Origin of the sequence: Phytobacter sp. MRY16-398 (assembly GCF_003925915.1) — a bacterium.
Classification (GTDB): Bacteria; Pseudomonadota; Gammaproteobacteria; order Enterobacterales; family Enterobacteriaceae; genus Phytobacter; species Phytobacter diazotrophicus.
This window is the reverse complement of the sequence record NZ_AP018756.1, coordinates 5,807,239-5,821,592: the sequence shown is the minus strand read 5'-3', so window position 1 is coordinate 5,821,592 and position 14,354 is coordinate 5,807,239. Positions and strand designations below refer to the sequence as shown.

At 55.2% G+C, this 14,354-nt stretch carries 13 protein-coding genes; 5 read left to right on the top strand and 8 right to left on the bottom strand.

The features are described from left to right. Positions 1-190 precede the first annotated feature (190 nt). The 3 genes from MRY16398_RS28440 to MRY16398_RS28430 form a co-directional block, all read right to left on the bottom strand. Positions 191-2,791: a sigma 54-interacting transcriptional regulator gene (locus MRY16398_RS28440; RefSeq protein ID WP_079498434.1), complete on the bottom strand. Its 2,601-nt coding sequence runs from the start codon at positions 2,789-2,791 to the stop codon at positions 191-193. Positions 2,792-2,944: 153 nt separating this feature from the next. Next, positions 2,945-3,268 (bottom strand): AzlD domain-containing protein, encoded by a 324-nt coding sequence (locus MRY16398_RS28435; protein WP_079498435.1) that lies wholly within the window; start codon positions 3,266-3,268, stop codon positions 2,945-2,947. After that, entirely contained in the window at positions 3,268-3,930 is a 663-nt protein-coding gene (locus MRY16398_RS28430; RefSeq protein WP_039077337.1) for an AzlC family ABC transporter permease, read from the bottom strand. The genes MRY16398_RS28435 and MRY16398_RS28430 overlap by 1 nt, the downstream gene beginning before the upstream one ends. A gap of 105 nt (positions 3,931-4,035) precedes the next feature. Between MRY16398_RS28430 and MRY16398_RS28425 the strand changes: the two genes are divergently transcribed. The 5 genes from MRY16398_RS28425 (at position 4,036) to MRY16398_RS28405 (ending at position 8,732) form a co-directional block, all read left to right on the top strand. Then, positions 4,036-4,584 (top strand): helix-turn-helix domain-containing protein, encoded by a 549-nt coding sequence (locus MRY16398_RS28425; protein WP_039077336.1) that lies wholly within the window; start codon positions 4,036-4,038, stop codon positions 4,582-4,584. Positions 4,585-4,801: 217 nt separating this feature from the next. Continuing rightward, positions 4,802-6,016 (top strand): PfkB family carbohydrate kinase, encoded by a 1,215-nt coding sequence (locus MRY16398_RS28420; RefSeq protein ID WP_107223610.1) that lies wholly within the window; start codon positions 4,802-4,804, stop codon positions 6,014-6,016. Positions 6,017-6,030: 14 nt separating this feature from the next. Further along, positions 6,031-6,954 carry a dihydrodipicolinate synthase family protein gene (locus MRY16398_RS28415; RefSeq protein WP_039077334.1) on the top strand — a complete coding sequence of 308 codons (924 nt, stop codon included), beginning with the start codon at positions 6,031-6,033 and terminating at the stop codon, positions 6,952-6,954. Positions 6,955-6,969: 15 nt separating this feature from the next. Continuing rightward, entirely contained in the window at positions 6,970-7,461 is a 492-nt protein-coding gene (locus MRY16398_RS28410; protein ID WP_125125592.1) for a YhcH/YjgK/YiaL family protein, read from the top strand. After that, on the top strand, positions 7,458-8,732 hold the full coding sequence (locus MRY16398_RS28405) for an MFS transporter (protein ID WP_125125591.1): 1,275 nt from the start codon (positions 7,458-7,460) through the stop codon (positions 8,730-8,732). The genes MRY16398_RS28410 and MRY16398_RS28405 overlap by 4 nt, the downstream gene beginning before the upstream one ends. Positions 8,733-8,878: 146 nt before the next feature. On the opposite strand, the gene rhaM is transcribed toward MRY16398_RS28405, so the two are convergent. From rhaM to MRY16398_RS28380, 5 genes are all read right to left on the bottom strand, one after another. After that, the gene (rhaM, locus tag MRY16398_RS28400; RefSeq protein WP_039077331.1) at positions 8,879-9,193 is read right to left on the bottom strand and encodes an L-rhamnose mutarotase; all 315 of its coding nucleotides are present in this window, start codon (positions 9,191-9,193) and stop codon (positions 8,879-8,881) included. Beyond that, positions 9,190-10,338 carry a lactaldehyde reductase gene (gene fucO / locus MRY16398_RS28395; RefSeq protein WP_039077330.1) on the bottom strand — a complete coding sequence of 383 codons (1,149 nt, stop codon included), beginning with the start codon at positions 10,336-10,338 and terminating at the stop codon, positions 9,190-9,192. Before fucO ends, rhaM begins: the two co-directional genes overlap by 4 nt. A gap of 489 nt (positions 10,339-10,827) precedes the next feature. After that, positions 10,828-11,832 (bottom strand): ABC transporter permease, encoded by a 1,005-nt coding sequence (locus tag MRY16398_RS28390; protein ID WP_125125590.1) that lies wholly within the window; start codon positions 11,830-11,832, stop codon positions 10,828-10,830. Next, positions 11,829-12,833: an ABC transporter permease gene (locus MRY16398_RS28385; RefSeq protein WP_039077328.1), complete on the bottom strand. Its 1,005-nt coding sequence runs from the start codon at positions 12,831-12,833 to the stop codon at positions 11,829-11,831. Before MRY16398_RS28385 ends, MRY16398_RS28390 begins: the two co-directional genes overlap by 4 nt. Further along, the gene (locus tag MRY16398_RS28380) at positions 12,833-14,344 is read right to left on the bottom strand and encodes a sugar ABC transporter ATP-binding protein (RefSeq protein ID WP_039077385.1); all 1,512 of its coding nucleotides are present in this window, start codon (positions 14,342-14,344) and stop codon (positions 12,833-12,835) included. The genes MRY16398_RS28385 and MRY16398_RS28380 overlap by 1 nt, the downstream gene beginning before the upstream one ends. Between the last annotated feature and the right edge of the window lie 10 nt (positions 14,345-14,354).

Sequence of the window (14,354 nt, the reverse complement as noted above, 5' to 3'; positions counted from 1 at the left end):
CCTTCATTTTTTCTGGGTGCGGAGAATATTTTGCAAGCGGTGTGCCAGAAATTTAATTCATTGTTTTAAATGGTTTTTTAATAACTTTTGGACGCTGGAATTACTGTTGAAAGCAGTGTTTTTGGCTAGCGTCGAAAGGGAAAATGCGCGTGTCGCCCGGGTGCTTTGCTTATCCGGGCGACGAACTGACCTAAACGGCGTCGGTGGTGATCCACGGCTCCATAATTTCATAAATCATCAGCACTTCGGTGAGCGGCACGGCGAGATGGTATTTACGGTTCAGGGCCTGGAAGAAGGTGTCGTGTACGGCAACAAACGCTTGTTGCTCCAGCGCTAATTCGGCGTCATCCCGATGACGCATGCCGGTATTGACCATCACGCGCTCAATCATCAGGGCGATGTGCATAAAGAGATTGATGCGCAGATAACTCTCGAAATGGATTTTATAAAAGGACTCGTATTGCTTAATGACCGATTCAACTTCGTCGATAATGATCACCGGGTTGAGGAAATTCAGACGGCTGGCAACGCCTTCGACGGTAAACAGTTTCACCACTTCTTCCACCATCGGTTCGAGGCTGTCTTCTACTACCAGGTCCGTAAAATAGTCGCGGCGTAGCACCTGCGTTTTTTCTTTAATTAGCTGTTCGACACTCAGCAGCGGAATATAGCCTGCCTCCAGATCGGTAGTGGTGATGATAAGTCTTGTGCCGTTCAGGGCCGGGTCAGCTCGGGCAATTTTCCATTTCAGATCGTCGTATTCCATGGTGACGATGTCGATCTCTTCCCGGGCCAGGTAGCGGCTTAAAATATCTTTCAGCTTGCGCGATATCCCTTCCCCCGAGATGCAGGAGATGATGATTTTATTGCCGGGAAGTACGCCTGCGTAATAGCGGGTCTCGATTTCATAGGCCCCTTTTACGCCTTCGATAATTTCTTCCATCGGCAGTTGGCTTTGTATTTTCCCGGCGATATCCAGCGCCATGGCCGTGCTGACATTATTAATGACCAGCAGCTCGCCGTGCAGATGGAGTTTGATCTCTTCATAGATCTCTTTTAGCGAGCCCATATCGACCAGAATAATGAGCCCCGCCCCTTGTTTCAGGGCCGCCAGATGGGCAATCAGCAAATCAATAATGTCGCGCGTTGACGTGGCCCATGGCATATCAAACGCGTTGAAGTAATACCCACCGGTCAACTGGTTGGCGATACCGGCGATGCTGGAAGCGGTTGAACGCCCGTGCGACACGATAACGCCCTGAATGGCATCGTCTTCGCCCGCTAACTTGTTAAGAGCACAGCTCAGTAGCGGCAAAAGAATGGGCAGAGGGCTGTCGGTCACGTGTTTGTTGAGCAGAGTGACGCAGCTTTCCGCCAGTAGACGCGCCTTGCAGGAGACATAGTCTGTGGCAGCCTGCAACTCTGCGGTTTGCGCTTCATCGTGCGTGACGTGTAGCGCCCAGATCAGGCAAAGCCAGATGGCCTTGCGAAGCTCCTGGCCACACTCCACGCCAGTCTGCGTTTCCAGTTCGTTGATGGCATGCATCGTATTTTGCCAGATATAGCCCGTAAACATGCTGTCCTGAGCGATGACGCCATGCACGGTAGTCAGCAATTGCTCCAGTTTACGGTTTAACAGCATCACATTGCCGCTGTGGCAAAACTCGCGAAAGATAACGTCATCGCGCATTGCTTTAGGGAGCAGGGTGGCGATATCCAGCGCTGCGGATTTTCCTTTCGCCGCAATCACCAGCACCTCGCCGCTGGGGCGCGACGTATGCAAGGTGATAAAGGGGCTTTGCTGCTGCTCGCTCCAGGCGCTGGCGGCCATCACTTTGATCTGATTCTTTAACTCGCCAATATTGCCGCGCACCGGGGACATCACCAGTTGGTGCATTAACTGCGTATCCAGGTGGATATCGCGACTCAGGCTGGCTGCTTCTGCTTGCAGGAAATGTTCGACCTGCGCCACGCGCTCGGTGAGTGGGCGGGAAATGTAGTTGGGTAACGTAACGCGTACGGGGATGCGCCGCCGGAAGGTGTTTAATAACACGGTGTCGATATTTTCAGTGGTGGCGAAGATAAAGCGCAGCGTGGCAGGGTGGCGCGTGCGGTTATCGCCAAGACGGTAAAAGTAGCCCTTATCCATAAACAGAAAGAGCTTCTCCTGATTTTCCGCTGAGAGACGATGCACCTCATCCAGAAATAAAAAGCCGCCGTCTGCTTCATCAAACGCGCCACGCTTTTCCCGGTCTGCGCCGGTAAAAGCCCCGCGCGTGTAACCGAACAGCGTGGCTGACAGCAGTTCCGGGTTATTGGCGTAATCCGCGCAGTTGAGTTCAATAAATGGCTTATCAGTAGAAATCACGCCGCGCTCCAGTGCGTACTGCCAGATAAGCGACGCCAGATGGCTTTTGCCGACACCACTCTCACCGGAAAGCAAAATGGGTAGACCGCTTGTGGGGTAATCCACTGCCGAACGACACAACGACACGATCTCTTCGAGACTTCCCTGTGCGCCAATCAGTCGACTGAAGGCATCACTGCTTTTCGACACTGGCATCGGACGATGGGGTTGGGCGGCGGCTGCATCGTTCACAAAAAAGCGTACCGGGCGGGTATTATCTTTCTGTAATTTCCCGTCGTCACACAGCCGATTGAGGTAGTGGCTGATGACGCTGCGATTCACGTGCATGAAGTCAGCACAGTCCTGAGCGGTAAATCCCGCCGTATGATTCGCATAGTGCGTTAAAATATTCTGGAAGAGTTTTTCTTTGGCAGACAGTGCCATCTCAGCGCCCCACAAATGCCAGCAGCGCCCAGTGTCGATTTATTTTCGACACTAGACACTAATAAAGTGATTGAACACTGTTTACTTTCTACCGGCATGCAGGAAAATGAAACTCTGTTTTAATCAGAGTGTGACGGGACTCGCAACGGTTTTTTATGCCACTCCTGCCAGGCGCAACAGCGCGGTGACCACGGCGGCAGAGAGGATCACCACGATAAGCGGCATTTTGCGCCAGGCGAGAAACAGGGCAAACATCACTCCCAGCACGCGGGCCATACCGGCGAAATGTTCGCCTTCATATAGCGTTGCCGCCAGCGCCACGGCGAACAGTAATGTGGTCGCCGCATCGGATAACAGTGCCTGGGCGCGTTCTGACAGCGCCAGTTTATTGCCAAGCCGGGCGCCGCCAAAACGCATCAGGTAAGTACCCACCGACAGTACTGCAATACCGATAATGACCAGCATGGTATTCGCCATTATTTCTTCCTCGTCAGCAGGCCAAATAAAGAAATCAGCACCGGCAAGCCCACGGGGGCAAAAGGCACGGCGGCAAGGGAGAGAACGGCTCCGCTGGCAGCGCGAATCAGTGTGGTTTTCTTTTTCAGTGCGGGCAGCACCAGCGCCAGCAGAATAGCCGGGAAGACCGCATCCAGCCCGATGGTTTCCGGGGCGGGTAGCAGTTTTCCAACCCCTGCGCCAACAATAACGCCAAGCGGCCAAAGCAGGGCAACGCCCGTCCCACACAGCCAGTAGGCGGCTTTACGCTGTTCCGGCGTCGGTTGTGCCAGGCCAAACACGACACTTTCATCATTCATAATGTGACAGCCGAAGAAAGCCTTCGCCCGCGTGCCCACCAGGTCGCGCACCGTGACGCCAAAGGGAAGATGGCGGGCATTCACCAGCAACCCGGCAAGCGCCGCCGCCAGTGGATTGCCGCCGCTGGCGACAATGCCGATAAACATGAATTCGGAGGCGCCAGCTAAAACCAGCGTGGAAAGGGCAAGGGGAACCCACAGTGGAAAACCGTAGGCCATCGCCAGTGAACCGTAGGAGATGCCGACCACGCCAACCGCCAGACAGACCAGCAAGATGGCTCTGATCGTATCGCCTGTAAGATTTGAGAAGTTGTGTTTGAACATACAATTTTTTGGCTATATCGAACGAATATTCATTATAATGAACACATCGGGTTCGTTTTTCAAGAAGAACGATTCGTTCATTTTATAGAACACTGGAGCCGTGTAATGACACAGCCTATTAGCGTGATCGCCAAAAGTCTGGTGCGAGAACGTCTGCGAACCGGGCTTTCACTGGCGGAAATTGCCCGCCGTGCCGGAATTGCCAAATCCACACTTTCCCAGCTTGAGGCCGGCAACGGCAACCCGAGTATTGAGACTCTGTGGTCTCTGTGCGTGGCGCTGGATATCCCCTTTGCCCGCCTTCTGGAGCCGCAGGCCGCCAAAACACAGGTCATCCGCCGTGGCGAGGGGACGAAAGTGGTCGCCGAACTGGCGCATTACCAGGCGACACTGCTTGCAACCTGCCCGCCGGGGGCGCGACGCGATATCTATTTTCTTGATACTCAACCCGGTGCTGACCGTATTTCGCAGCCGCATCCGCCCGGTTCAGTTGAGCACATTATCGTGACCCGTGGCCGGGCGATGGTGGGGCTGACGGAAGCGCCAGAAGAATTAAGTGAAGGCGACTACATCTGTTACCCGGCGGATCTGCCACATATTTTTAAGGCGCTGGAGCCGGATACCCAGGCTATTCTGGTGGCGGAACAGAATTAAGTTATCCCTGCGTGTTTTGCTGACACGCAGGTCATTTATCGCCTGCTTCTCTCTAATTCACCCTCATTAATAGTACGAATAACGCCTGCAAATACAGCTTTCCGCTTTTTATCCTACCATTTTTGTTTGGTTCCGTTTTGCCTGGAAACATGAGATTGATGTCACTCTTCAAACGGTATGCGGTTCGTATACTTCTATTGTTATTTCGGGGTTTATTATGTTTCTTGAAGAACGAAGACATCGTATCTGGCAATATTTGAATGAAAATGAACGTGGGAATGTTAATTATTTTTCCACGCTTTATGGCGTGTCTAAAGAAACGATACGCAGTGATTTAAATATTTTAGCGGAAATGGGGCTGGTGAAACGGTGCCACGGCGGGGCAATTATTTTGCGGCGAAGTTTGCAGGCAGAATTGATCTCCGAGACAGGGCCGGGATTTGAAGTTTTACTCCAGCAAATAGACCACCGTAAACCGCAGAACGATCATCAACAAAAAGGAAAAACCATGCAGGGTAAGGTCTGTGTTTTCGGTTCATTTAATGTCGATATTGTTGCACGAGTGGAGCGCTTCCCACGCGGTGGCGAGTCCTTGCTGGCCCTGGCCAGCAGCCTGGGGCCGGGCGGTAAAGGCGCCAATCAGGCCACGGCGGCAAGTAAGGCCGGGGCAAAAGTGCATTTTGCGGCGAAAGTGGGTAAAGACCAGTTTAGCCAACTTGCTGCCGACCATTTAAATGCGTCCGAAATTCACTCTTATACCTTGTATCAATCCGACAGTGAGCCTACCGGTAATGCAATTATTTATGTCTCGCAGGAAAATGGCGAGAATATGATTGCCATTTATTCGGGTGCCAATAAAACCATTACGCACAGTGAAGTTCAGGCTATTTCTTCTGAATTATCTTCATCGGATGTACTGTTGGTGCAACTGGAAAATAACCTTGATGCTACTGTGGCATTAATTCAAATTGCCCATGAGCTTGGTAAGACAGTCATTCTTAATCCGGCGCCGTGCTCTGATGAGATAATTTCATGCTTGCCGTTTGTTGATGTCATTACGCCTAATGAAACCGAGGCGTCTTTATTATCCGGCGTTGAGGTTCGCGATATCGATACCGCAAAAGAAGCGGCATTAATTATTGCCGGAATGGGGGTGAAAAAAGTCCTCATTACGATGGGATCACGCGGCGCATTGTTACTGGATAACAAACAATTTAGCCATATTCGCGCTTTCCCTGCCGTTACCGTCGATACCACCGGTGCCGGCGATGCGTTTAATGGCGCGCTGGCAGCGTCACTTGCCGCCGGAAACAGTCTGGTTCAGGCCGCGACCTGGGCCTCTGCATTTGCCTCTCTCGCCGTTGAGCTGGAGGGCGCATCCAATATGCCTGACTTCGAACAGGCAACAACACGACTCCGTACTCACAACTAATTCAGGACGAGAAAATGAAAACCATTAACGGTATTGTTCCGGTCATGTTGACCCCTTTCACGGCCGATGAGCAGATTGACTACCCGGCGCTGGCGAAACTGATCGACTGGTATCTGGAGAAAGGCGTCGACGCGCTGTTTGCCGTTTGCCAGTCCAGCGAAATGCAGTTCCTTTCCTTGCAAGAGCGTGTAGAGCTCGCCCGCTTTGTGGTGCAGCACGTTGATGGACGTATTCCGGTGATCGCCTCCGGCCATATCAGCGATGATATCGCCGCGCAAAAAGAAGAGTTGCTGGCGATGGCGCAGACCAACATTGATGCGCTGGTACTGGTCACTAACCATCTTGATCCGCGCAACGAGGGGAGCGAGACCTTTTTTGCCACCCTGAATACGCTGCTCGACGCCCTGCCAAAAGAACTGCCGCTGGGGCTTTATGAATGCCCGGCGCCGTATCGTCGTCTGCTGACGGATGATGAATTTAGCTGGTGCGCCAACAGTGGTCGTTTTGTGGTGCTGAAAGATGTGAGCTGCGATCTGCCGACTGTCGAACGCCGCGTCAAACTGGCGCAGGGCACCCCGCTGAATGTTATCAATGCCAATGCCGCCATCGCCTGGCCTGCCATTCTGGCGGGTTCGCAGGGGTTCAGCGGTGTGTTCACTAACTTCCATCCAGAGCTGTATAGCTGGCTGTGGCATAACGGCAAAACGCAGCGCGCACTTGCCGACGAACTGGCGATTTTCCTCTCGCTGGGCGCCGTAACCGAGACCCTTGGCTACCCCAAAAACGCCAAAATCTATCACCAGCGTCTGGGGACGTTTGACGATGTGACCTGCCGGGTAAACAAAGATGATGTGCTGGCGAAATTCTGGGGGCTGACGGTGATCCTCGATCAAATCCGTGCAGGCACTGAGCTTTGGCAGACGCGCCTTGCGCGCTAATGCGGAGAGACTGTCATGATTGTGACCAGCCTTCAGACCTGGCCTGCCCAGGCCAGTGCGTATCATCCGGTCTTTCGCCGGGCGCTGGAATTTATCGCGCAGCACGATTTTCGGCATGAGAAGCCGGGGAAAATCGACATTATTCCGGGAAAACTTTTCTGCCTGTTGCAGGAGATGGACAGCGTGCCATTCAGCGATGCACGTCCGGAATCACACCGCCAGTTTATCGATATTCAGTACCTCATTTCCGGCCATGAAGTGATGGGGGTCAGCTCGGTGAGTAGCGGTAAACATAGCGTCGTGGAAGACCGTACGCCTGAACAGGACATTCTTTTCTGGCAGGTTAATGAGGATGAAAACCCGGTGACGCTGACCCCGGGTATGTTTGCCATTTTTTTCCCTGATGACATCCACCGCCCGTGCGCCCACCAGCCAGGCGATGCGCCATGCCATCTGCGTAAAGCGGTTATCAAAATTCACCGTGAACTTCTGGAGGAAACGGTATGAGTACTGTGCAATCTCCCGCTGAATCCGTTGTTAAGGCACCTGAACTTTCGCGTCGCCGCTGGGGCATCATCTTTATTCTGTTGCTGGCGGCGGTGGTGAACTATCTGGATCGCGCCAACCTCAGTATCGCCAACACGACGATTTCACAAGAGTTTGGTTTTTCTGCGACCCAAATGGGGCTGCTGCTCTCTGCGTTTTTGTGGCCATACGCGCTGGCAAATCTGCCTGCCGGTTGGCTGGTTGACCGCTTTGGTCCGAAAAAGATGTTTACCGGCGCGCTGGGGATGTGGTCGGCAGTGACCTTCCTGATGGGGTTTGTTAATACTTACAGCTTCTTCTATGGCCTGCGTATGCTGCTGGGAATTGCGGAATCACCGTTCTTCACCTCCGGCATTAAAATTACCCAGAGCTGGTTCTCGGAAAAAGAGCGTGGGCTGCCTACCTCTATCATCAACACCGGTTCGCAAATTGCGAATGCGATTGCACCGCCACTGCTGACCATACTGCTGCTGTGGGTGGGCTGGCGAGGCATGTTTATTGCCGTAGGGCTGTTAGGTCTGCCGTTGATTCTGGCCTGGTTGAAATTTTATCGCGATCCTGATGCGCGTGAAGCGATGCAGATCCACACCGGCCAGGTGACTACCGCCGCATCGGACGAACCAAAAGGGAACTGGGGTACGTTATTTCGCAACAAGACGACCTGGTGCATGATTGCCGGTAACTTCTGCATTATGTTCACCATTTGGGTCTACCTGACCTGGTTGCCGGGATACCTGGAAAAATCCCTTGGCTTTAGCCTGAAACAAACTGGCCTGATCGCCTCGGTACCTTTCTTCGCCGGGATTCTTGGGGTGTTATGTGGCGGTACGCTGTCTGACCGCCTGGTGCGCAGAGGCGTTTCTGCGGTGACGGCGCGTAAGGTTCCGATCGTATTAGGGGCCGGGATGGCGGCCTGCTTCGTGATGCCGATTCCGTTCGTGAGCGATACCATAACCGCGATTACATTGCTGACGCTGGGCTATTTCTGTTCACAGATGCCTTCCGGTGTTATCTGGACGCTGGCGACGGATATGGCGCCGAAAGGGCAGGTGGCTTCGTTAGGGGCTATCCAGAACTTTGGTGGTTTCCTCGGAGCCGCGCTGGCACCGATCGTCACCGGTATCATTCTGGATGTGACCGGTCAGTTCACCAATGTCTTTATTCTTGGCGGTTGTCTGTTGTTTATGGGCGCCTGTTTCTACGGCTTCTTTGTGCGTAAACCGATTCGTTAATCACAGTTGATACCGTAAAAATAAGAAGCCCGACGGACAGCCGCCGGGCTTTTTTTATTCGCTTGACCCTTCCTGAACGCGTTTGCCGGCGGCCTACAAAACGACGGTTTCGCATAATAGCTCCCCCTGCGGGGAGCTATCACGTTTTACGCCAGGTAAAACACCTCTTTCAGCTCTGCGCTCACCGGGCTGTTGTCCGGGTTGGAGGGCATCACATCGCGCATGTGCTTCCACCAGCGCTGGCACACCTCGGTGTTGGCCACCGCGTTCCAGCGCTCTTCGGACTCAATTTCTACCGTCGCGAATAATAAGTTACGTTCTTTATCGAGATAAATCGCGTAATGGTGCGCGCCATGCGCTTTCAGCACCGCCTCCAGCTCGGGCCAGATAGGGCTATGGCGACGTTCATACTCTTCGTGTGCATCGGGGTTAACCTGCATCACAAAGGCCTTGCGGATCATAATGCCTCCAGGTAGAGCTCGCGGACTTCGTCGCGGCTTGCGGTGCGTGGGTTGCACGGCGCGCAGGGGTCTGCCAGCGCTTTGTCCAGCCAGCCTTCGATATCTTCTTTGGTGACGCCCAGTTTACTGAAACCAGACGGAATACCCACGCGCGCGCTGAGATCGCGAATCGCCTGAATAGCCGCCATGCTCGCCGCTTCGTCGCTCATGCCACGGGTATCAACCCCCATCGCCTGCGCGACGCGCGCGAAACGTGCCACGGCATTCGGGCGATTAAAGTTTTCGATGATCGGCAGCAGGATGGCGTTACAGACGCCGTGCGGCAGGTTGTGAGTTGCACCCGGCTGGTGGGCGAGGGCATGCACCAGGCCAAGACCGGCACTGTTAAATGCCATCCCCGCCAGGTACTGGCCAAAGGCCATTTGTTCGCGTGCTTCCAGGTTGTGGCCATCATCGACGGCTTTCGGTAGCCACAGGTTGATCAGGCGAATGGCTTCCAGCGCATTGGCGTCGGTCAGTGGATGTGCGCCAATGGAGACAAAGGCTTCAACCGCGTGGGTCAGGGCGTCCATACCGGTTGCGGCAGTGACAGAGGCCGGGATTTCCAGCATCACGCTGGCATCGTCCACGGCAATATCCGGGATGATATTCGGGTCGATGATGACCTCTTTCACCTGGCGGGCGGAGTCGATGATAACCGCGTTGCTGGTCATCTCAGCGGCGGTTCCGGCGGTGGTGTTGATGGCAACCAGGGGGACGCCCGCGTTTTTCACTTTGCCCACGCCGGAATAGGCGGTGGACGGGCCTGGGTTGGCGGTGAGGATTTTCACGGCTTTCGCGGTATCGATCGGGCTACCGCCGCCGAAGGCGATAACGTAATCGCAGCCCGCGGCTTTGTACGCCGCATAGCCTTTTTGCACCAACTCTTCGGTCGGGTTCGGGAAAACCTCATCGAACAGGTGATACGCCATCTGGTGCGCTTTCAGCGCCGCAAACAGGCTATCGAGCAGGCCGAGTTTGACCAGTTGACCGTCAGTGACAATCAGCGCTTTACCCCACTGTTTGCCTGCGACCAGGTTGACCATATCGCCGATTGCGCCTGCGCCATGCAGGCTGATTTTGGGAAGGGCTAACATAAAGCTCATCATATTCTCCTTAACATTGATTTTGGTAAATCCTGTTCCCCTCACCCTAACCCTCTCCCCAAAGGGGCGAGGGGACTGCCCGGTGCGGTCCAGTACACGGGAGCCAAACAACGGCTCAGCGCGGTTTCACCCTCTCCGCAAAGGGGCGAGGGGACTGTCCGGTGCGGCCCCGTGCACGGGAACCAAACAACGGCTCAGCGCGGTTTTCACCCTCTCCCCAAAGGGGCGAGGGGACTGTCCGGTGCGGCCCAGTACACGGGAGCCAAACAACGGCTCAGCGCGGTTTTCACTCTCTCCCCAAAGGGGCGAGGGGACTGTCCGGTACGGCCCAGTGCACGGGAGCCAAACAACGGCTCAGCGCGGTTTTCACCCTCTCCCAAAAGGGGCGAGGGGACTGTCCGGTGCGGCCCAGTGCACGGGAGCTAAACAACGGCTCAGCGCGGTTTTCACCCTCTCCCCTTTGGGGAGAGGGCAGGGGTGAGGGGCAAATTAAATGCGCCTGCGCTGCATAATCCGGCGGTAAATAATCGGCAGTGAAATCACCACGATCAGCATCGCGCCGACGATAATCGACATCACAATCCCCGGTACATTGAGCAGGCTCAGACCAAAGGTCACCAGCCCCATCAGGAAGGCGGCAATCACCACGCCCACCATGCTGCCGGAACCACCAAGAATATTGACGCCGCCCAGCACCGCCATCGTTACTACTGCCAGTTCCCAGCCCATGGCAATCGTCGGGCGGGTACTGCCCAAACGCGAAGTGAGCAGCACAGACGCCAGACCTGCCATCAGGCCCACCAGCGCGAACAGAATCAGGTTGTGGCGTTTCACATTGATACCGGAATACCACGCGCCGGTTGGGTTATTGCCGATGGCGTAAGTGCGGCGACCAAAGTTGGTGCGGTGCAAGACAAAGGCGAAGACTGCGGCAAGCACAATAAACAGCGCAAACTCGAAGGACAGCGCGCCAAAGACATAGCCCTGGCCGAACCAGGCGAAGCTCTCCGGATACGCATTGAGCGCCTGATCGCCGAGCAGGATGTAAGTGATGCCGCGGTACAGACTCATGGTGCCGATGGTGATAACGATGGAGGAGAGGTTAAAACGCGTCACCAGGAAGCCATTGAACAAGCCGCACAGCAACCCCACGCCCAGCCCCACGCAGACCAGCAGTGCGGTATCCATACCTGCGGCGGCGCAAAAGCCCATTACCGTTGAGCTGAGCGCCATGATGGAGGCCACCGACAGGTCAATCTCACGGGCGATAATCAGCATCGCCATTGGCAACACGATGATCGCTTTTTCCGTGAAGTTGAAGGTCGCGTCGGACAAGTTCCAGATATTAAGGAAATAGGGTGACGCCAGGGCGTTAGCGATAAACACCGCGAGGGTCACCGCCAGCAAAAAGCCTTCCCAGCACATCAGACGCTGCCAGAACGGGGTGGCGGCGGGAACGCTTTTCATGGCGTCGGAAGTCAGCATTTTTGTCATGATTTCACCGCCAGTTTTTGTCGGGCCAGGGCCGCATCGCGCAGGATTAAACGCCCTTTACGCTTGTTGCCACGTTCATTGAGCAGAACCGCAATGACAATCACCGAACCGGAAATCGCCATCTGCCAGAAGGGGGAAATACCGATGACCGGTAGCGCATTGTTGATAACGCCAAGGAACAGCGCGCCCAACAAACATCCCAGCACGCGGCCTGTGCCACCCATGGTGCTGATGCCGCCAATCACACAGGCTGCCACGACCTGCAGTTCAAAACCGTTAGCCACATCGACATACGCCACGGCGAAGCGGGAAATCCACAAATAACCACAGAACCCCGCCAGCGCACCGGACAGGCAGAAACTGACGAACTGCATTTTCCCGGCGTTGATCCCGGTGTAATACGCCGCCGTGGCGTTGCCGCCTGCGGTGTAGAGTGCGCGCCCTGTCCGGCTGTAGCGCAGGAAGTAACCCACCACAAACAGCGCGGCGATGGCGCACCAGCTCAGCAACGGCAACCCGAGCAGCGACGAGCGTGGCAGACCGAGGAAATCGGCGCTCATCTGGTGGGAGTTAATCCAGCCGCCGTCGGAGAGCAAAAAGATGATGCCGCGATAGATGCTCATCGTGCCGAGCGTCACCACAATCGCCGGAATCCCCATCTTCCAGACCAGCAGGCCGTTGATGATGCCCATCACCAGACCGAGCGCGGTGGCCAGAATTAGCAGCGCCCAGACCGGAATATCCGGATGGTGGAAGTTGAGCAGCGCGACGATCATCCCGGTCAGCGCGAGGTTGGCTGCCATCGACAAATCAATGCCTTTGGTCAGCAGAACCATCATCTGCCCAAGCGCGAGGATGATAAGAATAGAGGTGTCGTTAAACATCTCCACCAGGTTGCCGGGGCCGATAAATGACGGCACGCGGCTGCCGATGGCGAGCACCATCAGCACGATAACCCCGCCCAGCAGGGCCTCGCGGTGTTTCAGGAGTTGTTGCCACATTATGCTGCCTCCTTACCGGCGCCGCTGGCAGCGCTGACGATGGTTTCCGCCGTGGCTTCGCCGGCCTGATATTCAGCGACCATGAGCCCTTCGTGCATCACGATGATCCGGTCGGCCATGCCCATCACTTCCGGCAGTTCCGAGGAGACCATAATCACCGCCAGCCCGTGGGAGACCAGTTCGGACATAAACTGGTGTACCGCTGCTTTCGAGCCGATATCGATGCCTTTGGTCGGTTCGTCGAGGATAATCACGTCCGGGTGGGTGGCGAGCCATTTGCCGATCACCACCTTCTGTTGGTTACCGCCAGAGAGGGTTTCGACCGCCTGTTTCCAGCTAAAGGCTTTCACCTGCAGTCGTTTGGCGTATTCGTCCGCCAGCGCCCACTCTTTGGCGTCGTTGAGCACGCCATTGGGGTTGAGTTTGCTAAGCTGCGGCAGGCTGATGTTCTGGGCGATAGGCAATTCAATAATCGCCCCCTGCTTTTGCCGCTCTTCCGGCACACAGACAATCCCGGCCTGAATGGCATCGGCGGGCTGCTTGAAATGGACCGCTTTGCCGTTCAGGACTATCTCGCCCGAAGACGGGCGCGAGACGCCGGAAAGCGCCTGCATCAGTTCGGTACGACCGGCGCCCACCAGACCGTAGAAGCCGAGGATCTCCCCTTTACGCAAAGAGAAATCAATATGGGCAAATTCGGTCGGGTGGCAGAGGTCTTTGACTTCCAGCACCGTTTCGCCCATCTCGCAGGCCACTTTCGGGTAGGTCTGGGTAATGGAACGTCCTACCATCATCGCCACCATCCGTTCTTCGGTGATCTCCTGCATGGCGCCGGAGCCGATCCATACGCCGTCGCGCAGAATGGTGTAGTGATCCGCCAGTTCGAAGATTTCATCAAACTTGTGCGAGATAAACAGAATGGCTTTGCCCTCTTGTTTTAAGCGCTCAACGATTTGATAAAACTCCAGAATCTCGTGCTGTGAGAGGGCGGCGGTCGGTTCGTCGAGTATGACCACCTGCGCTTCAAACGACAGCGCACGGGCAATCGCCACCATATGGCGCTGGGCGATACTCAGCGTCTTGAGCGTGGCGCGCGGATCAATCTGCACTTCCAGGCGGGTCAGAATATCCCGCGCTTTCTGGTGCATGGCAGGCCAGTCGAGCTTTTTCAGCAGGCCTTTATAGATGTACTGACCAACGAAAATATTCTCCGTGACGGACAGTTCGTCGAACAGCACGGTTTCCTGGTGTATGGCGGTAATCCCCACCTTGTGCGCTGATTCCGGGGTCGGAAGCTGGATGGGAATAGCTTTGTAGAGAATTTCGCCCTCTTCAGGCTGGTAAATACCGGTCATGACTTTGACCAGCGTGGACTTGCCCGCGCCATTTTCACCGATAAGCGCGGTGACTTTGCCGGGCCAGAGGTCGAGCTGTACGTTCTCAAGGGCACGGACACCAGGGAAAACCTTGGTGATGCCTTTGAGCGACAGCAGGGGTGTGGATGCCGTCATGATGTTCTCC